General features: G+C 41.0%; 25 protein-coding genes and 1 tRNA gene. 21 read left to right on the top strand and 5 right to left on the bottom strand.

Translation table 11 applies throughout. The features are described 5' to 3' along the window. The first annotated feature begins 151 nt into the window (after window positions 1-151). The 3 genes from fdhF to OC538_RS03210 all read left to right on the top strand — a co-directional run bounded on the left by fdhF (window position 152) and on the right by OC538_RS03210 (window position 4,307). The gene (gene fdhF, locus OC538_RS03220) at window positions 152-3,088 is read left to right on the top strand and encodes a formate dehydrogenase subunit alpha (RefSeq protein WP_262173285.1); all 2,937 of its coding nucleotides are present in this window, start codon (window positions 152-154) and stop codon (window positions 3,086-3,088) included. Window positions 3,089-3,093: 5 nt separating this feature from the next. After that, on the top strand, window positions 3,094-3,573 hold the full coding sequence (locus tag OC538_RS03215) for a DUF1641 domain-containing protein (RefSeq protein ID WP_262173284.1): 480 nt from the start codon (window positions 3,094-3,096) through the stop codon (window positions 3,571-3,573). 95 nt (window positions 3,574-3,668) lie between these two features. Further along, window positions 3,669-4,307, top strand: a complete 639-nt coding sequence (locus OC538_RS03210) for a Yip1 family protein (protein WP_262173283.1) — start codon at window positions 3,669-3,671, stop codon at window positions 4,305-4,307. A 48-nt stretch (window positions 4,308-4,355) separates the two neighbouring features. On the opposite strand, the gene OC538_RS03205 is transcribed toward OC538_RS03210, so the two are convergent. Together OC538_RS03205 and OC538_RS03200 are read right to left on the bottom strand one after the other, a co-directional pair. Then, on the bottom strand, window positions 4,356-4,535 hold the full coding sequence (locus OC538_RS03205) for a hypothetical protein (RefSeq protein WP_251694506.1): 180 nt from the start codon (window positions 4,533-4,535) through the stop codon (window positions 4,356-4,358). A 100-nt stretch (window positions 4,536-4,635) separates the two neighbouring features. After that, window positions 4,636-5,484, bottom strand: coding sequence for an MBL fold metallo-hydrolase (locus OC538_RS03200; protein ID WP_251694507.1), 849 nt, complete (start codon window positions 5,482-5,484; stop codon window positions 4,636-4,638). 150 nt (window positions 5,485-5,634) lie between these two features. Between OC538_RS03200 and OC538_RS03195 the strand changes: the two genes are divergently transcribed. Then, window positions 5,635-5,707 (top strand) — tRNA-Arg (locus OC538_RS03195). Between the two features lie 137 nt (window positions 5,708-5,844). Here OC538_RS03195 and OC538_RS03190 read toward each other — a convergent pair. From OC538_RS03190 to OC538_RS03180, 3 genes are all read right to left on the bottom strand, one after another. Beyond that, window positions 5,845-6,963 carry a tyrosine-type recombinase/integrase gene (locus OC538_RS03190; RefSeq protein WP_262173282.1) on the bottom strand — a complete coding sequence of 373 codons (1,119 nt, stop codon included), beginning with the start codon at window positions 6,961-6,963 and terminating at the stop codon, window positions 5,845-5,847. A 21-nt stretch (window positions 6,964-6,984) separates the two neighbouring features. Continuing rightward, the gene (locus OC538_RS03185) at window positions 6,985-7,485 is read right to left on the bottom strand and encodes an ImmA/IrrE family metallo-endopeptidase (RefSeq protein ID WP_262173281.1); all 501 of its coding nucleotides are present in this window, start codon (window positions 7,483-7,485) and stop codon (window positions 6,985-6,987) included. 112 nt (window positions 7,486-7,597) lie between these two features. Next, window positions 7,598-7,957 (bottom strand): helix-turn-helix domain-containing protein, encoded by a 360-nt coding sequence (locus tag OC538_RS03180; protein WP_262173280.1) that lies wholly within the window; start codon window positions 7,955-7,957, stop codon window positions 7,598-7,600. A 314-nt stretch (window positions 7,958-8,271) separates the two neighbouring features. Here OC538_RS03180 and OC538_RS03175 point away from each other — a divergent pair, with 314 nt between their 5' ends. The 17 genes from OC538_RS03175 to OC538_RS03095 all read left to right on the top strand — a co-directional run bounded on the left by OC538_RS03175 (window position 8,272) and on the right by OC538_RS03095 (window position 22,690). Beyond that, window positions 8,272-8,592 (top strand): DUF771 domain-containing protein, encoded by a 321-nt coding sequence (locus tag OC538_RS03175; RefSeq protein ID WP_251700382.1) that lies wholly within the window; start codon window positions 8,272-8,274, stop codon window positions 8,590-8,592. A gap of 48 nt (window positions 8,593-8,640) precedes the next feature. Further along, a complete protein-coding gene (locus tag OC538_RS03170; RefSeq protein ID WP_262173279.1) occupies window positions 8,641-9,570 on the top strand; it encodes a transcription termination/antitermination NusG family protein in 930 nt (309 codons plus the stop codon). Next, window positions 9,567-11,780, top strand: a complete 2,214-nt coding sequence (locus tag OC538_RS03165; protein WP_262173278.1) for an ATP-dependent RecD-like DNA helicase — start codon at window positions 9,567-9,569, stop codon at window positions 11,778-11,780. Before OC538_RS03170 ends, OC538_RS03165 begins: the two co-directional genes overlap by 4 nt. Before the next feature lie 4 nt (window positions 11,781-11,784). Then, window positions 11,785-12,444: a helix-turn-helix domain-containing protein gene (locus OC538_RS03160; protein ID WP_262173277.1), complete on the top strand. Its 660-nt coding sequence runs from the start codon at window positions 11,785-11,787 to the stop codon at window positions 12,442-12,444. 493 nt (window positions 12,445-12,937) lie between these two features. Then, window positions 12,938-13,339 (top strand): hypothetical protein, encoded by a 402-nt coding sequence (locus OC538_RS03155; protein WP_316044266.1) that lies wholly within the window; start codon window positions 12,938-12,940, stop codon window positions 13,337-13,339. 287 nt (window positions 13,340-13,626) lie between these two features. Continuing rightward, a complete protein-coding gene (locus tag OC538_RS03150) occupies window positions 13,627-14,088 on the top strand; it encodes a metal-dependent hydrolase (protein ID WP_262173274.1) in 462 nt (153 codons plus the stop codon). A gap of 12 nt (window positions 14,089-14,100) precedes the next feature. Further along, on the top strand, window positions 14,101-15,165 hold the full coding sequence (locus OC538_RS03145) for a ParM/StbA family protein (protein WP_262173272.1): 1,065 nt from the start codon (window positions 14,101-14,103) through the stop codon (window positions 15,163-15,165). 1 nt (window position 15,166) lies between these two features. Then, window positions 15,167-15,535: a hypothetical protein gene (locus OC538_RS03140; protein ID WP_262173270.1), complete on the top strand. Its 369-nt coding sequence runs from the start codon at window positions 15,167-15,169 to the stop codon at window positions 15,533-15,535. Window positions 15,536-15,558: 23 nt separating this feature from the next. After that, window positions 15,559-15,948, top strand: coding sequence for a hypothetical protein (locus OC538_RS03135; protein ID WP_262173269.1), 390 nt, complete (start codon window positions 15,559-15,561; stop codon window positions 15,946-15,948). Then, window positions 15,945-16,379, top strand: coding sequence for a DUF5348 domain-containing protein (locus tag OC538_RS03130; protein WP_262173268.1), 435 nt, complete (start codon window positions 15,945-15,947; stop codon window positions 16,377-16,379). The genes OC538_RS03135 and OC538_RS03130 overlap by 4 nt, the downstream gene beginning before the upstream one ends. Window positions 16,380-16,407: 28 nt before the next feature. Continuing rightward, window positions 16,408-17,088, top strand: a complete 681-nt coding sequence (locus tag OC538_RS03125; protein ID WP_262173267.1) for a hypothetical protein — start codon at window positions 16,408-16,410, stop codon at window positions 17,086-17,088. A gap of 29 nt (window positions 17,089-17,117) precedes the next feature. Next, window positions 17,118-17,339, top strand: coding sequence for a hypothetical protein (locus OC538_RS03120; protein WP_262173266.1), 222 nt, complete (start codon window positions 17,118-17,120; stop codon window positions 17,337-17,339). Between the two features lie 39 nt (window positions 17,340-17,378). After that, entirely contained in the window at window positions 17,379-18,524 is a 1,146-nt protein-coding gene (locus OC538_RS03115; RefSeq protein WP_262173265.1) for a conjugal transfer protein, read from the top strand. A gap of 69 nt (window positions 18,525-18,593) precedes the next feature. After that, window positions 18,594-18,815, top strand: a complete 222-nt coding sequence (locus tag OC538_RS03110) for a hypothetical protein (RefSeq protein ID WP_251695176.1) — start codon at window positions 18,594-18,596, stop codon at window positions 18,813-18,815. Window positions 18,816-18,914: 99 nt separating this feature from the next. Continuing rightward, the gene (locus OC538_RS03105) at window positions 18,915-19,445 is read left to right on the top strand and encodes a conjugal transfer protein (protein ID WP_262173264.1); all 531 of its coding nucleotides are present in this window, start codon (window positions 18,915-18,917) and stop codon (window positions 19,443-19,445) included. A 90-nt stretch (window positions 19,446-19,535) separates the two neighbouring features. Next, window positions 19,536-22,124, top strand: coding sequence for an ATP-binding protein (locus OC538_RS03100; RefSeq protein ID WP_262173263.1), 2,589 nt, complete (start codon window positions 19,536-19,538; stop codon window positions 22,122-22,124). A gap of 32 nt (window positions 22,125-22,156) precedes the next feature. Further along, the gene (locus OC538_RS03095; protein WP_262173262.1) at window positions 22,157-22,690 is read left to right on the top strand and encodes a hypothetical protein; all 534 of its coding nucleotides are present in this window, start codon (window positions 22,157-22,159) and stop codon (window positions 22,688-22,690) included. Window positions 22,691-22,694: the final 4 nt, after the last annotated feature.

Raw genomic sequence — 22,694 nt, 5'->3', positions numbered from 1 at the left:
TGAAACTGCACTGGTATTATTATTCAATTACTTTACATTTGGATTGGTTATTTAGCAAGCTCTGCTACTGGACTATTCCACCATAGACAAGCACACCTATTGGCAGGTGTATTTGTCTATGGTGGTTTTTTATTTCAAAGGAGGCATTTTTATGTCAATCAAAGTTAATGGAAAGGTATCGCCGTTCAGGGAAGGCATGACTATATTACAAGTGGTCAATGAACAGCGGATTGAGCATCCACAAATCTGCTATTTGCCTGAAGTGGACCCCATTGAAACGTGCGATACATGTATCGTTGAAGTAAATGGCCGTCTTGTTCGTGCTTGTTCAACAAAAGCCGAATATGGAATGGATGTCCAATTGAACTCTATGCGCGCAAAGGAAGCGCAAACGGAAGCAATGGATCGGATCCTTGAAAACCACTTATTATATTGCACTGTTTGTGATAACAACAATGGCAACTGTAAAATCCATAACACGGTTGACATGATGGGAATCGAGGAACAAAAATATCCATACGAGCCAAAATGCACACAAGACAGTGTGGATTTCACACATCCATTTTATCGTTATGATCCGAATCAATGCATAGCTTGTGGCCAATGTGTAGAAGCATGTCAAAACCTGCAAGTGAATGAAACACTTAGTATGGACTGGAAAAGGGATCGGCCGATTGTCCTCTGGGATGGTGGCGCGAAGATCAATGATTCCTCCTGCGTCGGCTGCGGCCATTGCGTCACTGTTTGCCCTTGTAATGCATTGATGGAGAAGTCCATGCTTGGGGAAGCTGGATTTATGACTGGGATGAAAGAAGAGATTCTAACTCCGATGATTGATCTCGTGAAAGACGTGGAGCCTGGATATAGCGGTATCATGGCCATTTCGGATGCAGAAGCGGCGATGCGTGATACAAGAACGAAGAAAACAAAAACGGTTTGTACTTTCTGCGGGGTAGGGTGTTCATTTGAAGTTTGGACAAAGGACAGAAAAATCCTGAAGATCCAGCCTGTTTCAGAAGCACCCGTCAATGCAATATCGACTTGTGTCAAAGGAAAGTTCGGTTGGGATTTCGTCAACAGCGAAGAACGATTGACGACTCCGCTCATCCGGAAAGGGGATTCATTCGTCGAAGCCACCTGGAAGGAAGCCTTGGATTTGGTGGCGGAGCGTTTGGGATCCATCCATAAGGAATATGGCGAAGATAGTGTTGGTGTCATATCATCTTCAAAAATCACCAATGAAGAGAACTATGTGATCCAAAAGCTTGCGAGGCAAGTGTTCAAGACGAATAACGTCGACAACTGTTCACGTTACTGTCAATCGCCGGCGACCGATGGGTTATTCAGGACTGTTGGAATGGGTGGCGACGCGGGAACGATCAAAGACATAGCAAAGGCGGGTCTTGTGATCATCGTTGGAGCAAACCCTGCTGAAGGACATCCCGTTCTCGCCACGCGTGTTAAGCGGGCTCATAAACTACATGGTCAGAAATTGATCGTTGCTGATTTGCGCAAGCATGAAATGGCGGAGCGATCCGATATTTTTATCAGTCCGAAGCAGGGAACTGACCAAGTATGGTTGATGGCGGTAACGAAATATCTGATTGACAAGGGCTGGCATGATGCGGCCTTCATACGTGAAAACGTCCACCATTTTGATGAGTTCAAAGATGTATTGAAAACATATACGCTTGATTTTGCCGAGCATGTGACTGGTGTGCCGAAAGAAATGCTGATCCAGACGGCTGAAATGATTCGCGATGCGGATGGTACATGTATTTTATGGGGAATGGGAGTTACTCAAAATACTGGCGGGTCGGACACTTCCGCTGCGATTTCTAACTTACTTCTAGCTACCGGGAATTATCGCAGGCCAGGCGCAGGTGCGTATCCATTACGTGGCCATAACAATGTCCAAGGTGCTTGTGATATGGGTACTCTTCCAGGATGGCTGCCAGGCTATCAGCACGTAACGGATAATGCTGCACGTGAAAAATTCGAGCGCGCATATGGGGTTGAAATTGGCAATAAGCCAGGACTGGATAATATTCAAATGTTGCATGCGGTTGATGAGGGCATCATGAAAGCGATGTATATCGTCGGTGAAGATATGGCGCTCGTCGATTCCAATGCAAATCATGTGCATGACGTCTTATCCAAACTCGATTTCCTAGTAGTCCAAGATATATTCTTCTCTAGGACTGCAAGATATGCAGACGTAATCTTACCGGCGGTACCTTCCTTGGAGAAGGATGGGACATTTACGAACACGGAGAGAAGAGTTCAGCGATTGTATAAAGCTTTGCCGGAATTAGGGGATGCGAAGGCCGATTGGTGGATTGTCCAGGAAATCGCTACAAGACTCGGGGCTAATTGGCAGTTTACACATCCGAGTGAAATCTTCGCTGAAATGGCCAGTCTTTCACCGTTGTTCAGCAAGGCCGATTACAGTAATATGGAAAACTGGAATAGCTTTTTGTGGGGAAGTCTTGACGGTGAAAGTACTCCGTTACTATATGTCGATGGATTTAATTTCCCTGATGGAAAAGCAAGGTTTGCCTTGTCCGATTGGGTGGAACCGGTCAAATACGATGACGAATTCGACTTGCATATTAATAACGGCAGGATGCTTGAGCATTTCCATGAAGGGAACTTGACGAATAAATCTGCTGGAATTCAATCGAAAGTGCCTGAAATCTTCGTGGAAGTATCTCCAGAACTTGCAAAAGAGAGGGGAGTTCTCAGCGGCTCGTTAGTAAGGCTCGTGTCACCGCACGGAGCACTACGTCTTCCTGCTCTAGTGACCGAAAGGGTGAAGGGGAATGAATTATTCCTTCCGATGAACTCGGTTGAAAAAGAATCGGCGATAAACTTCCTGACGGGAACGGCGGTCGATCAAAGGACCAATACTCCTGCTTTCAAACAAGCAAAAGTCCGCATGGAGGTTATACGCACGGAAGGCGAAAATCCGTTGCCGGCAAGCAACCACCGAAATAAAAAACGGCATCCTCAAGATGGGGTTGAAGTTGAACGGAAATGGGCGAGACCTGGTTACGAGCATCTGACAGATCAAGTGGAGAAAGGGTGATCTTAATGGCAGCGCCGATTACTTCAATTAAAAGAATAGAACTTACTCCTGAGGAGCAGCAGCAACAGAAAATGTCAGAACTGCAATCCCTCATTTCGGAACAGCAACAATCATTGAATAAAATCATTCAAATAACCGCTGAATTGGACACCGCAGGCGTGTTGGATGCAGTAACCGCAATGGTGAAAGCGAAAGACGAGATTGCGGGCATTGCTGTGAAGCAAGCTTCACGGGAGCCGATGACAAATCTCATTAATAATTTGTTGAACGCAACGGGTCTTTTGACAACAATTAATCCGGAAGTCACCGCAAAATTGACGGATAACATCACAAAGGGGATTGAGGAAGCCGAACTGTATAAAGGGAACGGGGATAAAGTTTCCATTTTGCAGGTTATGACAGCACTCAACGATCCTCATATAAATCAAGCAGTGAAATACGGTCTAAATTTCCTGAAAGGGATGGGAAAAGGATTAAATGAGTGAATTCCATTTCTCTATTATTCTTTGAAACGAAATCAATTGCCATACGTATGTATGTGTAGAGATTAGAAAAAGAGTAATGGAGAGTGGGGTTAGCTATGCCAAATAATGAAAATGAAGCTTCAGGTCAACTAGTAAACCCGTGGACATCCGTATGGCTTCACCCGAGACAGACAGTCCAATATGTTATGGATTATAAAAACGGAAGTTTTGTTCTTATGATTGCTGCGATTACGGGCATTATACACTTTCTCGATCAAGCAGCGGGCGATGATCTATTTGAAAACTGGAATATTGCAGCTGTTCTATTAGTGGCATTGCTTGCTGGACCGGTCATAGGCGTGATTGGCCTTTATATCGCATCAGGTATCTACCATGCTTTTTCACTGATGCTAGGTGGATTGGGAACATTTGAGGAAACACGGAGGGCATTTACAGTTTCCAGCATTATTATTGTCATTGGAGGCCTTATTTGGATACCTGACATGTTTATTTTAGGGCAGGGCAATTTCTCAAGTGATTATGATTTCTCAATTGGACAGTTAGGGTGGTCAATGATTTCATTAATCGTCAACTTCATTTTAGGAATTTGGTCGTTGATTGTCCTAATAGCGGCAATCGCTGAAGTTCATCGATTTTCAGCATGGAAAGCCACCTTGGCCGTCATCCTGCCAATTCTAATCCTTGTTGTCATCTTGCTCGTTATTATTGGATTGACAGCTCCAACATTATTTTGAAAATGAAAAAGACGTCTCTTTGTCATTTACGACAGAGAGACGTCTTTGTTATTGGTTCGTCGTAGATTCATCGTCTTCTATTTGCTCTCGTTTCGACTTCCTATAAGCTTCGACCATTGCTTCTTTGTAATCGCCCAAAGTGGCAAATTCATGGAATCGATCTGCATACTTTTTTTTAAGCATTTCGACTTCGTTCCGTTTAGTAATTCGTCGTTCGACTCTGTCCAATACAGTGACCTCCTCACTCATCTTTTACTTAGTTTGCCTGTTATGTCTGTAAATATGAAAAGGAACTAAGAAGATGGAGTAGGGTCAGTGACATCAGATGTTAGTTGGAATCGTCGACATACTTCCCATGATCCGGCACTGCAATCGCTTGAAAGTCTGACGCCAAACGATCTAAATTCTCATGCAACCATTGTCCTCGGACAGGGACACCGTGCCCCGTAATAGCAATTTCCGGCCGTAACGCAGCTAAGATTTCGACGGATTGTTCTGCTGTTTCCCAATTAGGAGTCAAATAGCGGGGCGGGCCACCAATTTCCTTTTCTTGAGTAAACACTTTATAGAGTTCATCCTGTTTTACTGTAACGAAAGCATCTCCGACAATCATTGCATGATCTTCATTGCGAAATAAGGATATATGCCCCTCAGAATGTCCAGGTGTATGAATCCATTTCCAATCAGGCATGAAGGGAACTGTATGGTCAATAGACAACTCATGTGCTCTTGAGCCGATGTCTATACCTTCATGAGGAAACATGAATGATAGCTTTGCAACCATTCCTCCTTCTACAGTCGTGTCAGGTTCCGGGTAATTCTTATGCCCAGTAATATAAGGAAGCTCCAACTCATGCGCATATACAGGTACATCCCAAATTTCCAATAGATCAATCAAACCACCGATGTGATCGAAATGTGCATGAGTCAGGATGATTGCTTTAGGCGGATTATTTTTACCGAATCTCTTTTCAGCTTCTTCCTTTATCTTTTCAGCCGATTTCGGCATTCCCGCATCAATCAGAACCCAATCATTACCTTCGCCGGCAAATCCGTAAAAGATGACGTTTACAATTTGAATCGTATAACAGTACAAATCAGGAGCGACTTCTACTCCTTGTCCACTCATCACCGATGTCATCGGTTGAAATCTCTCGGTAGAAGAACTTCTATCCATACGTCCAAACCTCCTCAGTTAAATAATCAATTTCTTTTATACCCTAATATGTGTATAAAAAACTTTGTCATACGACTAACTAGAAATCAAAGAAACAAATATATTGCCCTTAGCTGTTCTACTCTTTATAATAGAAAGGTATTATTATTTGTCTCAGTAGCTCAGGGGATAGAGCATCAGCCTCCTAAGCTGAGGGTCGCAGGTTCGATTCCTGCCTGGGACGTTTTTAGATGAAAAGTGAACACGATAAGAAGTAATAGGAATGACCATAAACGTTGGTGTTACAGCGTTTATGGTCATTATTTGTTTTTTGAGAATACGTTCAGAAACGATAGGAAATGAAATCATTTTACACAAATTTTACACATTCAACGTATTTGCCATGTCCTCATATAACTGAACTGTCCGGTTAGCATCTTCTGTACGCAGCTCCTTAACAACATGGGCATAATGATTGAGTGTGGTATCAATCGTTTTGTGACCTAACCGCTCGGAAACATAGTAAATGGAGACTTTGCGATATAGGAGAATACTTGCATGTGTATGTCGCAATCCATGTAATGTAATATTATTTATGCCCAAGTCATGCAGCAAGTTTCTTAGTAATTTATTTGCTGCTTCGTTGGTAAAAACTTTTCGTCTGGATAAGGGGCTATAAAAGACGAGATCATGTTCATTGTTTGAAGGTTTTGTTTCAAATAAGTTTTTGAATGTTAGCATTGTTTGTTTGTCCATCTGAATTTCCCTTTCAGATGAGGCGGTTTTTAATTCTTTGAAACCCCTGTCGGTTTTGTAATCCCATGCCTCTGTCACTTTAATTACATTTCTCTTGAAATCAAAGTCACTTCGAGTTAAACCTACCATTTCTCCGAATCGCATTCCTGATGTCAGTCCAAGCAGAATCAGATAATATCCTATTCCTCTATGAAGTCGCTTATAAACTTCGGACATCAGGAGCTGACTCTCTTTATAGCTCAAATGCTTATCGGCTGGCCTGGATGTTTCATCATTGCCAGTAATGACTGCTTTACGAGTAAAATCTATCCTTATTAAATCTTCATCAATCGCATCCTTTACACAGGCTCTTATATGCATATTCAACTTTGCGGTAGTATCCCTTGCATGAGTAAGACCATATTCGTTCAGGAAGGCTTGATAAGAGCGTTTATTTATATGTTGTAAAGGTTGATCCTTGAAATACACGAGAATTGTCTGATGGGTGTTTAAATAGCGTTTAAGTGTGATATGGTCAACTTCCTTCTTGTATAACTCCAACCACTCACGAAAATACTCGCTGAAAGGGACCAATGTGATTTGTGGAATGATTCCCCGTTGCAAATCGGTTTCCACTTGATTTGCCACGATTTGTGCTTCTTTTTTAGTTTTGAAACCACCTTTTCTGATGGGCTTTGAGACCCCGTTATCCATTCTGCTAACAGTGAACTGCCAGGTTTTCCCACGCTTTTGAAATGACGCCATAGTAAACTCTCCTTCCTCTTGTTATGTGTTTAAAAGAATGGCCTCTCTACTTCTCAACCACTTATCTAATCTTGTTTCAGCAAATTCAGGCTCTACATTGAATAGCGTAGAGATCAGGCCGATTGCTTCGCATTTATGCTTAGGCATTACCAATTCATTCAACATGAATGTCGGTATGCAGAAATAGTAAGCAAATTTCTCAGCCTGCCATTCCTGGTAGATTCGAAAAGATTCAACCATGGATTGCTGATGCCCTTCATGTATAAGAATGTGCCCTAGTTCATGACCAAAATCCTGCCAAATCTTTTGAGGGCTTTGATTTTCATTTAAAAAAATCCGATACTTTCCCCCTAAATTGTTTGCCTCGCTTGCCTCGTCAAAGTAATAAGTACTTATGTCAAACTTCTCGGAAATCATAGCAATCAATTCATCGCAATTAAATGAAGCTAGATCAGTTACAGCTAGTGAATGATAAATGGATGAAACCATATCTTCTAAGAGACTAAAATTTGCAATCCTCAAATTTACACATCTCCTTGCCAACAAAGCGAATGTATGTTCGCTTTTGATTTATAATGATACCCTATCTAAAAATAAAAGATAGGGTAGGTTAATCATATTTTTAAAATACGTTTCATTTGTCCTCGTTTTTAATAATTTCCCACATTTTCCGCAATTTCATTAAGTCTTCCTCATCAGATTTGGGTAATTCTAAATACCATCTTTTGAGATCTGGGTCTTTAATCGCATTCTCAAAATCCTCGTCTTCTCTAGTAGGGTAGGAATTATCTGAATGTCCGTAAAGATAATCAATAGAAACATTATAAAGTGTAGCAATTTCTTTTATCATATGTGGATCCGGACGTCTCGTTCCGTATTCCCAATTAGCATAGGTAGATAATGTTTTAATACCTAACTTTCTCGCCACATCAGTTTTTGTCCAATTTCTTTCTATCCTCAGAGCAATTAATTTCTCGTGAAGGTTTTCAGCCACAATACATGCACCTTCTCATGATCATTTTCTCTATTCTATCATACCATGTGTGGTTTGAGTAACTTCCCTGCACTTAAAGAAGTCTCTAATTATTCATAACGGGTAACATTTTATTTGACTTACTCGTTTCGAGTAAGTATAGTAATCTATAAAGCTACTCAAAACGTGTAGAAAGTTGGTGTGTTTTAGTTGTATTTCTATTTTTGGAACTCGATACTACACAAATAGTGAAGGACATATTTTTTTAGCTTTAAGTTACTCGAAACGGGTAACCTTGAAAAATTAAGATTCTAATATCCAAGGAGGGAAGGCGTGTGGAACAACAGTTATCAGTTAATCTTACAATCCCCATCCCGAACGATACGGTTTTAATCCGAAAGGTGGAACTTGAGGAACTGAGAAGCCGCGAGTTGATGGGTGTCTACTGGAGCATGAAGGATCTAGAAAAAAGGACAGGCAAAAAAAGTGAATGGCTTAAAGAGAATATCCTTTTCAGACCACTGTTTAGAAAAGAACTCGACAGTCAGAATGGTGGATTTGTGTATTATCCAAAAGGCAAAGGACAGACTTGGTCATTTCAAGCATCTAAGATGGCGATATTCCTGGACAGAAATTTTCATCTAGTTTTTCGATAACACTTACGCTCCTGTACTGATAAATAACTTTTGAAAGGATGAAGAGAGATGGCATACTTTGTAGTCCAAGTGCGTTCTGGCAAAGAGATTGAAGTGAAAGAAATGTTGAAAGCGGCTTTGCAGAGGACAGGCGATTCGATGGTTAAAGCAATATATGCAATGGAAACATTCACTGAAATCATTCGAAACGAACATGACTTGTGTGATCTATCCGCTTTAAAGACCGAAGACATTTCGGATCATTTATATGTGAAACGGATTCAGGCCGGTTTAAGTAACCTCCGCGCAGCTTGTGACAGTCTTAAAGTATATGAAGATGCCAACTCGCTTAAATTACTCAACAGTTTTAAGGAAAACATCCGGCAACTATCAAGTGAATTGCGAGAAGCTCGTAAAGGTACAAGGAAAATCAGTAGCGTTTTAAGTGGGTACATTTTAGTTGAGTTGAATGTTAACTTTCATTATTTCCCAGATAATATTTGGCATCTAGTGAAATCGATTCCGAATGTAGCTGGGATTCCAAGTAAGTATAATATTCCGCAAGAAGAAGTGGATGCTTTCTTTACTCAGGTTGATGTTACTCCGGAAGTGGAAATGCAACTAGATGAACTATTATCCAATGAGGAAATCAAAGACATGAAAAATGAAATGCTACATGAAGCGAACAAAGCTATGGGAACTGTACAAGAAGGTGAGTTGCTTGAAAGCATTGATTCACTTGAAACTACGCTGATTGAATCTGTTACTGAGATGAAAGCAACAGTAGAACCATCCAATCCGATTAAGAGCCTGGTAGAGCGTTGTAAAGCGTTGGTCCGTCGAAAACGTCAATCAGTCATCATACCGAGAACCTTGTTTCTGGGCCTTTACAATGAAATTGAAATTCAGAACCTCTTTCCAGCCACAAATGTCGATGATTTCCTCCATCGGTTAAAGGATTGGATCTACCGGCATAGTAGCGAGGTGAACATAGAATGAACGTCTATATTGGGAAAATCTCGAAAGTGCTGTATCGAAATGAAGAATTCTTAATCGCTAAATTGAAGACAGGCGAAGAGGAAATCATTGTTAAGGGAAATATCTATCGGGTGTATAAAGGTGAGGAAATCCAAGTGCAAGGTACTTGGGAGATGCACCCGAAATTCGGTAAACAACTAGCAGTCGCCTTTTGGGAAAGGCCGATCCCACAAACGAAAGACCAGATTATCGCATTCCTTTCCTCGCCACTTGTTAAGGGGTGCGGAGCCAAACAAGCGACACTCATTGCTGAACATCTGGGAGAAGAGGCATTACCAATCATTTCTCAACAAGGCGAACAAAGTTTACAAGGCATCAAAGGAATAGGAAAGAAACGAGCCAATCAAATTGTTGAAAGTGTCAAGTCCACGTTTGAAGTCCAAAGAATTCTTTCGGAGTTGCTTGTCTATGGAATTACGGCAAATATGGCTATGCGTCTGTATAAGGAATATGAATCCAATACGATTGCCATCGTTACTGAAAATCCATATAAGCTAACAGAGTTGAATTTGATAGGTTTTCTAAAGGCAGATGAAATTGCTCGTAAAATGGGGATTTCCCCTTTGTCTGGATTTCGAATTGATGCTTGCGTGAATTACATCTTGAAGGAAACGTGTTTTAGTTCGGGACATTGTTTTGTTTCGGAAGATGAGCTCTTGAAAGAAGCGGAACGTGCCTTAAATCATAATGCTTCAGTTGCTGATAAAGTATCTATGGATGAATTGACTCAAAGCATCTATCGTTTAGAAGAAAAACAGATTGTAATTGAAGATGGTTGCGTTTATCCCAAGTTTTTATTCACATATGAAGACAGGTTAGCCCGGAAACTTTCAGAAATGAAGGGTTCTCGGGGTGGCGAAGCATTGCCTTCGCTCGAAAAGCAGATAATGAAGTATCAGAGGAAACATGGAATCATCTTGGCTGAAAAGCAACGAGTTGCAGTCAGGCGCTTATTCGAGGAACAGATTCTGATACTAACAGGTGGACCCGGAACTGGGAAAACAACCGTTATACGTGCCATGTTGGATATCTATAAAGAAATGTATCCCGGAAAAAATGTCCGCTTGGCAGCCCCCACCGGTAAAGCAAGTCGTCAACTGTCCGAAGTGGCAGGATATGAGGCTTCGACAATTCATCGATTAATTGGATTCCAGCAAGGAGAGATTCCCCAATATAATTGGGAAGACAAGTTGCCTTGCGATTTCTTGATCGTTGATGAGATGTCTATGGTTGATGTTCAGTTGGCCAGTTTGTTGTTGGATGCCCTTGAGCGCGATACAAAGATACTCTTTGTTGGTGACATTGACCAACTGCCTTCCGTCAGCCCTGGCAATGTTCTTAGCGATATGATTAAGGCAGGTCTTTCTACAGTCAGCCTGACAGAAGTATTTAGACAAGCCGAAGAAAGTCAGATTATCAGCAACGCCCATAGAGTCAATAAAGGGAAATCACTTCTTATCAATGATGATAAAGGTGATTTTTATTTTATCCATCAAGAAGATCCGAAGCGGATAGCTAATCTGATTGTCAGAAGCGCACTTCGTTTTCAGGAGTTGGGGCATCCCTTGTCCGATATCTTAATTTTAAGCCCGATGAAAAAAGGTCCCGTCGGCACAATCACATTGAATGAGCAGCTACGGGAAGCTTTAAATCCTCCTGATCAAACGAAAAGTGAGTGGAGAATCGGCAAGAGGCTTTTCAGGCTTGGCGATAAAGTGATTCAGATTAAGAACAATAAAACAAAAGGTGTTTTCAATGGAGATATCGGGGTCATCGTCCAAATTTCAAAAGAGGTAAATCAAGATAACGAAACCGTGGAAGTGATGACTTGTGACTTTTCTGGATGGACAGTGACATATGAAAAGGCAGATACGAAAGAATTAGAGCTTGGCTATGCCATCACCATCCATAAGTCGCAAGGGGGTGAAGCACCGATTGTCATCATCCCTGCAACGACCAGCCATTATGTCATGCTTGCTCGTAATCTTATGTACACAGGAATGACAAGGGCAAAGGAGAAGATTGTTCTAATCGGTACACAGAAGGCAATGAATATGGCAATCAACAATAACAAATTGGCTAATCGGAATAGCAGGTTGGCACAACGGATAAGAACATATATCAGTTACAATAATCGATTCGTAAATGAAGCTAGCATAGTTAGGCGGTGAATGTATGAATTTAAAGGAACATCTAGAGTCAGCGGAAAAGAAAGCTAGATTGCGTGATAGTAAGTCAGTCGTTGATTTAGTGAGTGTAGCCAATGAAGAGCGTAAAGCGAATGAGCAGGGGTACGGCCTCTACAAACTGGAACAGAAGAACAAGGCAACTTTTGTGCAGGGAATCAAAGATAACCTAGATGTGCTAGTCAGGAATGAACACCTGACGAATGCAGAGCTAGGTTTTTTATTTTCCCTGTCACCATTAGTCGAGTTTCATTCGAATGCAGTCACGGATCAAGAGACCGGACAATTTATGACTGTCTCCGATTTAGCAATTTATTTGAACAGGAGCAGGGAGAGCTGTAGCCGTGTATTAAGCAAGTTGATTGAAAAAGGGGTGATCTATGAATTTGTGGATGTTCAAGAGATCAAAGAGTTTAACCGCAATGTTTCACGAAGACCTCTGTTTATGAACCCTGAAATTATCTATGCAGGTGATCGAAACAAGGTGGATGCCACTTTATCCAAACTGATCATTACCTTTGATCGATTGGAAAGGAAGAAAGTATTGCTGCCGTGGAAATTATGGATTCACCAGAATGAGGAACACGGGAAACTGTATAAAAGAAAAACCTTTTTGGAGTTCAAAAAGAAGCAAAAAGCCGGTAAATGACCTATTTGGGGTGTGACATATTTATCACACCCCTTGACTTTTCGAATTAAAGGGGAATTTCTCGAAAGTGGGTGTGACAATTAAATCACACCCCTGTGACTTTTCTGTCACACCCTAAAACGGCAACGAACGTTGTCATAAAGCGATTCTTGGCCGTTTTGCCAATGGCGTCCTATCTCACTCTTATATATAGGGCTACTCCTTAGGAAAAGCACTCATCAAATGCAGGTTTATATCATCGAAGTGAAAGTGGACAAATAGAAAATATAACGTTCACCATATCAGGTTCGGTTGTTGGGGAGAACCCATGAATTAGCACATTAAATCGAATACAATTGAATAACGCAAAAAATTTGCAGTGTTGGATTTGGAGACTTATGGTAAAATAAATTTAAATGTTGTGAAAGTTTTCACTTAAACTAACGGTGCAGTTTAGTTAAACAAGAAACTTATGATGGAGTATTTCCGACTATATACAAAAGGGGGTTTTATTTTGGTTCAAAAGTTATTTTATGTCCTGATTGCATTAGCGTTAATTACGATTAGTGGATGTTCCAATGAAGGGGATTCAACTGAAGGGGATTTAACCACAGTAACGGTTGATAGTATCGATGCTAAAGAAGTTTTAACATTGGATTCTGATGCTGATATTTTTCAGTTTAAGGGCGTAATTTATCAAACAAATATTGATTGGGTAGAAGAATTGTCTTTAACAAAAGATGTTCAAATCGGTGAAATTAAATCAAAAAACGATACTAACACAGATTTTAAAGATGAAATGTCGAATAAACTTCCTATTGGTGCAAGGATTTTCTCCACCAAAGAAAGAGAAGATATTTTAATTGTTGAATCTGATGGAGAAACCAAAAAATATCTTGCAATCGTTGAGGGGTAAACAAAATATCTTATTCAACTAACGGGTGCTTAGTTGAAGAATCGGCTGCCTTTACATGGCAGCTTTTTCATATTGAGTAATGGAATATTTCAGCATCAGGCTGCCTAATCAGAAGATACAAAAAACAATCTAAAACATGGGCTGGAAAAAGGATGGTGTAGCGATGTATTGTTCGCTCTTACTCCAATTTTCCAGCCCATGTTTTCCTTTGTTTGATAAAAGGATAGGTGAGAATGGAGATTGTAAGGACATGGAGGCTGATGAATTAAAAAGTGAGGTGTTGTCTGGTGGAGTGGTCCACTCACGCTATTTCAGGAATGGTAGCAGGTTATACGGTGACAGGGGGTGATTGGAAAGGGGCTGCGGTTGGAGCTGTTTCAGGAGTCATTCCAGATCTTGATGAACCGAAATCAAAGTTCGGGAAACTGTTTTTCTTTGTATCCTATCCAATCCATTCATTGTTTGGTCATCGTACCTTTACTCATTCGCTTCTATTTGCATTCGTTATCGGCATACTGGTTTATCCATTTGCCGAGTTGTGGGTGACATATGCATGTATTGGTGGAATCCTTGCTCACATTATAGGAGACATGCTGACTGGAAAAGTGAAGCTGTTCTATCCCTCAAGTAAATCTGTGGGCATCTCAATACCATCATTGAGTTTCACATTAATTGATAGAATCACAAGGCTATCACTCATTATTTATGCATGTTGGGTTATTGTAGCAAAGTTGAATATGAAATTTTAGGAGGTCATTAGGTTGGAGAACGTTGCAGTCGATTTGGGCTATGGATTTGTTAAGGCGATATCATCATCAGGGAAGCGTGTCATTTTCCCTTCGCTGGTCGGGAAAGGGTACGACAGGGGAATTACGAATATCCTCGGTGATACTCCGAATGATATGGCAAACATGCATGTAACCATCGAGAATGAAGATTATTTTGTAGGTGAACTTGCCAATGAATCACGCTCGTTATCTCGTATCTTTGAACGTGAACGGTTCAATCATATTTACACACATATCCTTTTGAATACAGCCATACAGCTTGTCACGGGTGGCAGAGGAGGCTCAGTCAATCTTTCAACTGGTCTTCCGCTTGACTTCTATCAGGCGCAAGCCAAGGACTTTCAATCATCCATCACTGGCATCCAGTCGTTTATTGAATGGAAGTCGGGTCCGTTAGTTGAAGGTGGGAAACAAGTGAACGTAGAACGCGCACTAGTATTTCCACAAGGTGCTTCAGCCATCTTTTCAGCCCTGATCAATCATGAAGGGAAGTTCACTTATCCTCAATTCATGAATCAAGGGTCTCTGATCGGTTTGATCGATATCGGTTTTAGGACGACAGATTTTGTTGTTGTAGAGATCCAGGAGAACGGATCATTTGTTCCGAAGGCGAAGTTATCCGGTACTGTGGATGACGGTGTAAATAATTTGTATAGGGATATTCGACAATCCTTCAAGACGCAAACAGGTGGCGCGGATTTGAGTGAGCTTTATATCAATCGGATCTTAAAGGATGAACAATTGAAGTATAAAGGTAACAGTATTGATTTCAGTCAAATTATCCAATCCAGTAAGAAGTCCATAGCCTCTAACATTGTAGATCGATTGAAAAACGTATGGGCTGAAGAATCGGATCTGTTTGATGCGATTTTCTTGGCCGGTGGGGGTGGCGAACTGTTCGAGTCTTTTATCCAGCCCCATTTTGATAACCGTTTGTTGAAGATAACGGAAAGCCAATTTGCCAACACAATCGGCTATTTGAGATTAGGCAAGTCCGTATTTGAGCAGCTGGATCGCCGTCATAAGTCAGTGATGTGATATGAATGCAAATTGGGAAAAGCGGTATAGCTTCCGTCTTCAAGAAGAGGATGAAGAAATCTACAACCTATTGGCACGCGTACCAGACAACAAGCGAAGCGAGACCATCAGGCAGATGCTACGTTTAGCGGTCCGGACACTGTCGGGACATCAAAAATCGAATGAGGAAAACAGGCGATTGTTAAAAGAAGTGCAGCTATTGCGAGAAGACTTGGTGAAACAGCATTTGGAGCTATTGACGAAAATTGAGAGCAGTCTGTCAGCCGGGAATGTCCGGACGGATGATACGAATGAAGTCTCGACAATAACGGAACAAGCGATAGACGATAGCGCAAGTGCGATGCTGTCGTCTTTTGGTATTGAATTCTAACCATTCATGGAGGTGCAAAAAAATTGAAGACTAAGGAAGAGCTACGTATAAGTAAGAAGAAAAAGTTCTTGAAGGTTTGTAAAACGTTGAGGGTGTGTGATTCCTGTCTCTTTAAAGAATTGGTGATGATGGGGGACCGTTCGAATGACAGGGAGATGGTCGAAGCTCTCTGCGGTGGCTGTCCCAATTATATAGAAATGCGTAAAGTAGGTGACGAACTTTGGAATACAGATACGTATCTTGAAGCTATCCTTGAGAAAAAACAGGACATAACCACCCAGGAAATATTAATGCTGCTTGACGAGGGAATTCCGAAGAAGAGAATACGAGAAGCGTTGGGAATCCGTTCGGCGATGGAGTTCAGAACATTTATATCGGGACTTGTTGAAAATGAAAGGAGACTATACCAATGAAGCTACTGGAAACAACTATCGAATCTTATGTAGAAGCTGAATATCAAATAAAACGTCTTTTAACAGATACTCGGGACCTTATGGAAAATATAAATGTGTTCAATTTGAATGCTGATGCTGTCCAAAAATATCACATATTGTACAAAGCGATGGAGGGACTTGAGGAGGCTTATTCTTCTATCGTCGATTTGAATAAGAAGGTTTTGATAGAAGGGCACTTGCTGAAGAATAACCGGGGTCGCTATGAACTATGTGGCAGAGAATTTACGAGTGGTTCCTTGATTGACGTTTGGCGCGAAGACCCGGATATGAAAGATGGGGGCTATTACATTTCCTCCCGGATTGAGCATCGTGGAGGTGACTATTACTGCGTAGATATGCCTTATATAAAATTGGATGGATTGAAAGCTCGCTACAGGGCTGCATCCTGAGGATTTCATTGTGAAAGGAGCGAGGAATATGCAGATGAGTTTGGAACGAACCTATAAGGCGGTCATACTGAAAGAAATGTTGGAACAGGAATTAAAGGAACTAGAATCCGTTCAAAAAAACAAGGGTCGTAAAAAAATGATAAGCAGGGCAACCATGCGGAAGATCGTGAAACGATTGTTCATCTGGTTGCCTGTTTTTATGATCTTCGTGAATTATGTCCGTAATGGAATTGACCCTTTTATTTTCATCTATGCACCTGTCTTTCTGTTTTACACTTCTGTCTATACGAGTGTAATAATCTTGTTCTTATGGATTTACAATTCAGCCGTCAAGTACTTCCTTAGGGAGAAGAAGGTGAACCTAAAAGAGTTGGCATTTTATGAGCAAAATAAAAAAGCCGTTCAGGTGAACATCGAAACTGTTGAGCTTGCCTTGAAAAATCAATCTTCATTAATGTCGAAATATCATACCAAAGAGGTTTTGGAGCAATTGATTGCTTATAAGAGGGAGGGGAGAGTAAAAACCGATCAGGAAGCTATCAATCTGTTTGCAAAGGAACATCCTTCCCATGCTCAGCCCGTTTATTCAAAATCAGGAGGACGATTTACAACAATGAGCTTGCTCATTCGAAACTTCATAGGAACGGTTGCAGCTGCATTCCTTTTTGCAAGCGGTATTAACCACCGAAAATATCGTAAGGGATGGTGATGTGCGATTCTGTGAAAGGGGGTGAATGAATGTTTAAGTTAATTATCGGGACTATCCTTATGGTATTCCTAATCGTTGTGATTGGAAGTCTATTGTTGGAGCAATTTCCATCATTGATTCCTTTGTGGGAAGAGCTGAAAATGCACGTTATTAATCTTTATGAGTCCTCATTAGTCAAATACGGAACGGTGACTACACTTGTATTGATTGTCGCGATTTTTATCGTAGTTGGAAGCTCGAAGAAGTTTTAACAAAAGGAGAACTAGAAAAATGGAGGGAGGTAAACGATATTGAGGAAGAGATTAAATAAGTCGGGTACTCAAAAGGACGGCCTTTTGAAAACGGCAATTGAGATTTTCAAAAGAGCGAATGAAAATGAAAAACGAAAAAAAGAAATTAGAATACGGGAAAAGAAAAGCAGACCGAAAGGATACCGGGCTAAGAAGCTTGGGGCACTCACTTTCTGGTTGCTTTTTTCATTTATGCTGTTGATTGTACTCGTCAATGTATTCTCTTCTAATGGTCTCTCAAATGCAGTGACTGAAGGAGAAGAAGAATTGAATAAAGCAACTTCCGCCGAGGGAATTGAGTTCGCAAAAAGTTTCCTTGTAACCTATTTCAATTGGAACGTAGATAACGAGAAAAGGAGTGATCGAATCGGCAGGCTAGGTCGTTATCTACCAGACACATTGAGCGAGGAGGCGGTAACAGGCGGTAGCAATTGGAACTCAACACTTACCCGTGAAAGCATTGTGCTGAAGGATATAGATAATCTTGGAGATTCCAAAGCGCTTATCACATTTCAAGTGAAGGTGTTGTTTCAACGATCGGCAGTCAATAACCAGGCAGAAGACAAAGCGAAAAGTGCTCCTGAAAGGGTGAAGGCCGATAAGTATATTTCAGTCCCTGTTTTCTATGACGAGGAAGAAAATCGTTTTATCGTTTATGACTTGCCAAGTTTCACCTTCGTGGAGCAGAAGAAGATTGTTAGAACGATTGCTCTTGAAACGGACGGTCTAAAGTCAGTTACAGATGGCAGCACTCAAAACATCAAGGCCTTCCTAGACACGTTCTTTGAAGCTTTTTCAACAGACTCCAAGGACAAGCTAACTTATATCGTGGAAGATCCGAAACACCAAAATGGACTTAACCAGACAATGAACTTTGTGAGATTAAAGAACACGGAAATATTCGAAGGGAAAAAAGCGGAAGAAAAAGTGGTCAGAACAGAGGTGATTCTTGCTGAACCGGATACGGGAATTGAATTCACTTCCTCTTATCTCTTAGTGTTGGCCGAAAAGGAAGGGCGTTACACCGTTTTACACATCAACAACAAGTCATACATCGATGAGTTGAAAAATAAGAAGCATGAAGAGGAAATCGAAGCGACTGAAGGTCGAGAGCTTCATAAGGAAGACGATCCGGAAGAAGAATAACTAGAAGAATAGGTGAGGATGACGCAGACAATAGTCTGTGTTTTTTTATTGCGGAGGGAGGTGAATTGAATGAGTTTGGAAGGATTGTTTACATGGATTTCAGAGGAAATCAAGTGGGCTTTGTTCATCGTTCTGTTTATTGCCCTCATTGTAACAGCTTTTAAGAGAGCGTGGATTGCAATGATCGGTGTTGTTATCGGTCTTGCCTTCATTGGAATTTTCATCGTGAATCCAGATGTCCTGATTGGTATTTCCGAGTTTATTGCGGAGAAATTGAGTTTAGGAAAATGAAACTCGCATTTATTTATCGGCAAGGGGGATTATCCTTCTTGCTTTTATAGATAGTGTACAGCATGGAGGTGAAAGCTCATTAAAAGGATTCCGCTGTATGTGCTGAACAATTTCATTCGTTTTGAAAGGCAGCTTTATCAAATCTTCGGTTTGGAATTGGGAAGACCGCTGCGGTTGAAAGCAGTCATGTATTTCATTTCGATTTCGCTGATAGAAGCAGCCATTTACTTCACGCCTGGAATCGGTCGCTTAATCAATTGGATACCGGTTGGAATTTTGATTCTAATTCCAATCGCACTAGCTTGGTTACTTGCTGACGTCGGGACGGAAGGGAGATCACCAATCCACTTTTTCCGCTCATTCATTTCCTATCAAATAAGGAAGTTGAAGAACAATACATTTTACAGAGGACGAGAAGTGGAGAGAGAAAGGGATTATCAATTCCATAACTACTATACCTATGCTGAATCAAACAGGACTGACGAATTGTTTGCTTTACCTAAAGAAGCTGATGAAGAGTATGCAAAAGCTATGAATTATCTGGCCCGTATTTTAAACGAAGACCCTGAGTTAAATGAGAAGCCAATCTCAAGTGCAAACGGTGAAATGGAGGGCGATAAAATTGCATGATGGAAATACCTCAATAACGTAAAACGGGAAGAAGCTGTTCTTTACGTGCAGCTTCCTTCTTCTTATTAAAAATCAAAGGAAGTGGTTAACATGAAAATCGAGTTTCCCGTAAAACACATAGAGAACAACTTAGTCTTTTCTCATGACGGTACCGTTTGGGCTTACTATAAAATAGACGGTTTCAACTATGACTTTTTGGAAGATGACGAGAAGATTCTGCCCTTCCAACAACAAATGTCGTTCCTGACGAATGTAGGACTTGACCTTCATTTTCTTGTCGTGCCTAACCCAACAAATATAAAAGGAATTTTGAACTCGACAATCGAGGAAATGAAATTGAAAGAATATCCCCTGAAAGAGAATGGGATTCAATTTATTGAGCAAGTCAAAAAAGCCCTTGAGAATGAGCGGGAATTGAATGAATCAAGTGAGTATCATCATTATATCGGTATTCAATTAGATCCTGAGAAAAACAGATACGTTTCCGGTAATGCCGGTATCAATGCATTGACCTCCATAAAGATGTTTTTTGAAGGTTTTAGTTCCCCTCTTTATCAGGCTGTAGGTTTGTATCCGGATGATATTCTTCAAAGTCAGATTAATGCTTACCAAAGCCAAGCGGTTTCTATTGAATCAACAGTTGCCAATTCGTTTGGCTCACGTATCCAAAAAGTCACAACGGAAGAACTGGTCTTCATTATCGAAAAGACTTTTAGTACACGAAACAATAACACGGATGTTCAGCCCCGTACTTCCTTTGAAATAGGGACTGCTGTTGAGGGGATTGACAAGCAAGGAAAAAAACATAAAGCGATCCGAAATAATAAAAGAGATTTCTTTGACTTGCAGAATTCAAATATTAGGGAAGTCGGACCGAAGACTTTGCAGTTAAGTCGTATCACAGACGACAATGATATTGAAAACCTGTATTGCCAATACTTGACCATAGAATATATGGATGACGTACAACATCATCCCGGCAGCGAATGGCTGTATCGCATTCAATTACGCATGCCATTCCCTTTGACAATTTCCATACGTGCAGAAAACCAACCAAATGAAATCATCAAGAAGAAATTGACGAATGCAAAATTAGAATTCAGGGACCAACGAAAAGAGGCTGAAAAAGGTGGACAAGTCGTTGATATGAGCGTGGATGTATCCCAAAGTGGAACCGTATTGATGGAGAACTATTTCAAGCAAACTGGGTTCCCCGGTTTTGCCTGTTCTTTCGTATTTAAAGTCTCTGCTGAATCCGAAGAGCAATTGAAAACTCGTGTCGGTTTATTAAGAAATGAATTGTCTAAGTTCGGCTTGAAAATCGTGGCTCCATACGGTGAACAGCTTCACTTTTTGTTGGAGTCTATTCCCGGTTCGAGAAAATACCATGATGATTATAAGATGGAAGTCGCTCCTGGGGTGCTTGCTGGCATGATGTTCGGTGCCACGACGAATATCGGGGATAATCGTGGGTTTTATATCGGTCATACTTCACAGTTCTCCAAGCCGGTCTTTATCCAGCCCGATCTAGCTGCTAAGGCGTTCGATGGATTAGGAAACGTTGTGGATTCCATATCTGTACTCGTAGCAGGGATGACCGGAAGAGGTAAATCCTTCTTCATGAATCTGTTCATTTATCTAGCCACTTTGACAGGTTCGAAAGGGTTGATAATTGATCCGAAAGGAGACAGGACTGGATGGGATAAAGGGCTGCCATTCATCCCGAAAGAATTCATTGAAGTATGGACACTCGGCTCTGACCCTGATGATGCAGGTTCGCTCGATCCATTTAGGACGAGTACGAGCATCGAGGAGGCCAAAGACATTACCATGGACATCCTATCATATCTGTCGAACATCGATCTAAATGATGATGCCTACAATATCTTGAGTGAAGCAGTGGAGGAAGTAGCTAATATGCCTGACCCGTGTATAGGTCGCGTCTTGAGTTATCTCCATGACTTGTATGAGAATCGCCCAGAAAGCATGTCAAATAGCCGTTATGAGTCATTGGAAAGGTTAAGGGGTACATTAGAAACTTTGAAACGCAATCAGTTGTCCATGTTGCTTTTTGGTGAGGTGGGACAAAATTTCAAAGTGTTAGGTCACGATAAGCCAATCCAGGTATTGATGATTCAGAATCTAAGTCTTCCTTCATCCAGCGAAAAGAAGAATGCACGGACAATCCATAAGATCTCCGAAGCCATCATGATATCCATCACCGCTTGGACAAAGCAATACATGTTCAAAGGGGATAGGGGAACCCATAAATTCATCCTTCAGGATGAAGCTAGCGCGATTGAGCGGAGTGCAATAGGCTCTGAACTGATGGATTTCATTGTTCGTATGGGCCGTTTCTATAATACTACGCTTATGAAGGGTTCTCAGAATGCTTCCGACCATGGGAACGATGTCGCAAATATGGGGATGAAATTTAGCTTCGGTTTACGTAAGACGAGTGAAGCGGAAGAGATGCTGGACTATCTTAATCTACCCAAAACAGATGCGAACATCGAAATTTTGAAGTCATTGGATCGTGGTGAAGCATTATTCCAAGACATTTATGGACGGTCAGCCGTTGTGAAAATCAATCCGGTCTTTGTTGAATTGTTGGATGCTTTCGATTCCTCAACTTCATCCGAAGCGGAAAGGGAACGTGAAAAAGTAAGAGTTGTATGATAACATAAAAACCATTGAAAGGGAGTGATGAATTGTATAAAAAAAGTATGTGGAGTTTGCTGCTGCTCTTAGCCATGACTTTTCTTATGGCAGCGTGCTCCGCTGAAAACGAAGAAGGTACAAAAACGAAGTCTGTTGATAATGCGGAGAAGTATGCGGATGTATTTGAAGTGACGGATGAGATAGCTCATGATTTTATGGTTGTAAAGACTGAACAGAATTACCCTGAGATACTGGGGTATTTGTCCTCTGATGGGGTTGAAGAATTAAAGGAAAAGAAATCGTACCTGTTGGACAGTCATGAGTATCCTAATCGTTTTGAGGAGTTAGAAGGAAATTATGAATTGAGAAGATATGATAATTTCTACAGTGAAGAAAAGAAAGAAGTTTATTATAGGTATCGTACGCCAGACGACAAAAATGTTCTAACTAACGGTTGGATTATAATTAAACCAAATGATGAAAGTGAATGGAAAGTTGAATCCTTTTATGGAGAACGGCCAGAAATTATCAATGATAGTAATGCGGAAACTGGAACGGTACTTCATGAATTACCAAAGGAATAAAGAA

Origin of the sequence: Saccharococcus sp. Marseille-Q5394, from assembly GCF_946901335.1 — a bacterium.
In the GTDB taxonomy this organism is placed as follows: domain Bacteria; phylum Bacillota; class Bacilli; order Bacillales_A; family Planococcaceae; genus Sporosarcina; species Sporosarcina luteola_C.
This window is presented reverse-complemented; position numbering and strand designations above follow the sequence as displayed.

What these genes read in the sequence shown, in the direction of transcription:
- fdhF (WP_262173285.1), top strand. Translation starts at nt 152, where the DNA reads ATGTCAATCAAAGTTAATGGAAAGGTATCGCCGTTCAGGGAAGGCATG.
- OC538_RS03215 (WP_262173284.1), top strand. Translation starts at nt 3,094, where the DNA reads ATGGCAGCGCCGATTACTTCAATTAAAAGAATAGAACTTACTCCTGAG.
- OC538_RS03210 (WP_262173283.1), top strand. Translation starts at nt 3,669, where the DNA reads ATGCCAAATAATGAAAATGAAGCTTCAGGTCAACTAGTAAACCCGTGG.
- OC538_RS03200 (WP_251694507.1), bottom strand. Translation starts at nt 5,484, where the DNA reads ATGGATAGAAGTTCTTCTACCGAGAGATTTCAACCGATGACATCGGTG.
- OC538_RS03190 (WP_262173282.1), bottom strand. Translation starts at nt 6,963, where the DNA reads ATGGCGTCATTTCAAAAGCGTGGGAAAACCTGGCAGTTCACTGTTAGC.
- OC538_RS03170 (WP_262173279.1), top strand. Translation starts at nt 8,641, where the DNA reads ATGGCATACTTTGTAGTCCAAGTGCGTTCTGGCAAAGAGATTGAAGTG.
- OC538_RS03165 (WP_262173278.1), top strand. Translation starts at nt 9,567, where the DNA reads ATGAACGTCTATATTGGGAAAATCTCGAAAGTGCTGTATCGAAATGAA.
- OC538_RS03160 (WP_262173277.1), top strand. Translation starts at nt 11,785, where the DNA reads ATGAATTTAAAGGAACATCTAGAGTCAGCGGAAAAGAAAGCTAGATTG.
- OC538_RS03140 (WP_262173270.1), top strand. Translation starts at nt 15,167, where the DNA reads ATGAATGCAAATTGGGAAAAGCGGTATAGCTTCCGTCTTCAAGAAGAG.
- OC538_RS03130 (WP_262173268.1), top strand. Translation starts at nt 15,945, where the DNA reads ATGAAGCTACTGGAAACAACTATCGAATCTTATGTAGAAGCTGAATAT.
- OC538_RS03125 (WP_262173267.1), top strand. Translation starts at nt 16,408, where the DNA reads ATGCAGATGAGTTTGGAACGAACCTATAAGGCGGTCATACTGAAAGAA.
- OC538_RS03120 (WP_262173266.1), top strand. Translation starts at nt 17,118, where the DNA reads ATGTTTAAGTTAATTATCGGGACTATCCTTATGGTATTCCTAATCGTT.
- OC538_RS03110 (WP_251695176.1), top strand. Translation starts at nt 18,594, where the DNA reads ATGAGTTTGGAAGGATTGTTTACATGGATTTCAGAGGAAATCAAGTGG.
- OC538_RS03100 (WP_262173263.1), top strand. Translation starts at nt 19,536, where the DNA reads ATGAAAATCGAGTTTCCCGTAAAACACATAGAGAACAACTTAGTCTTT.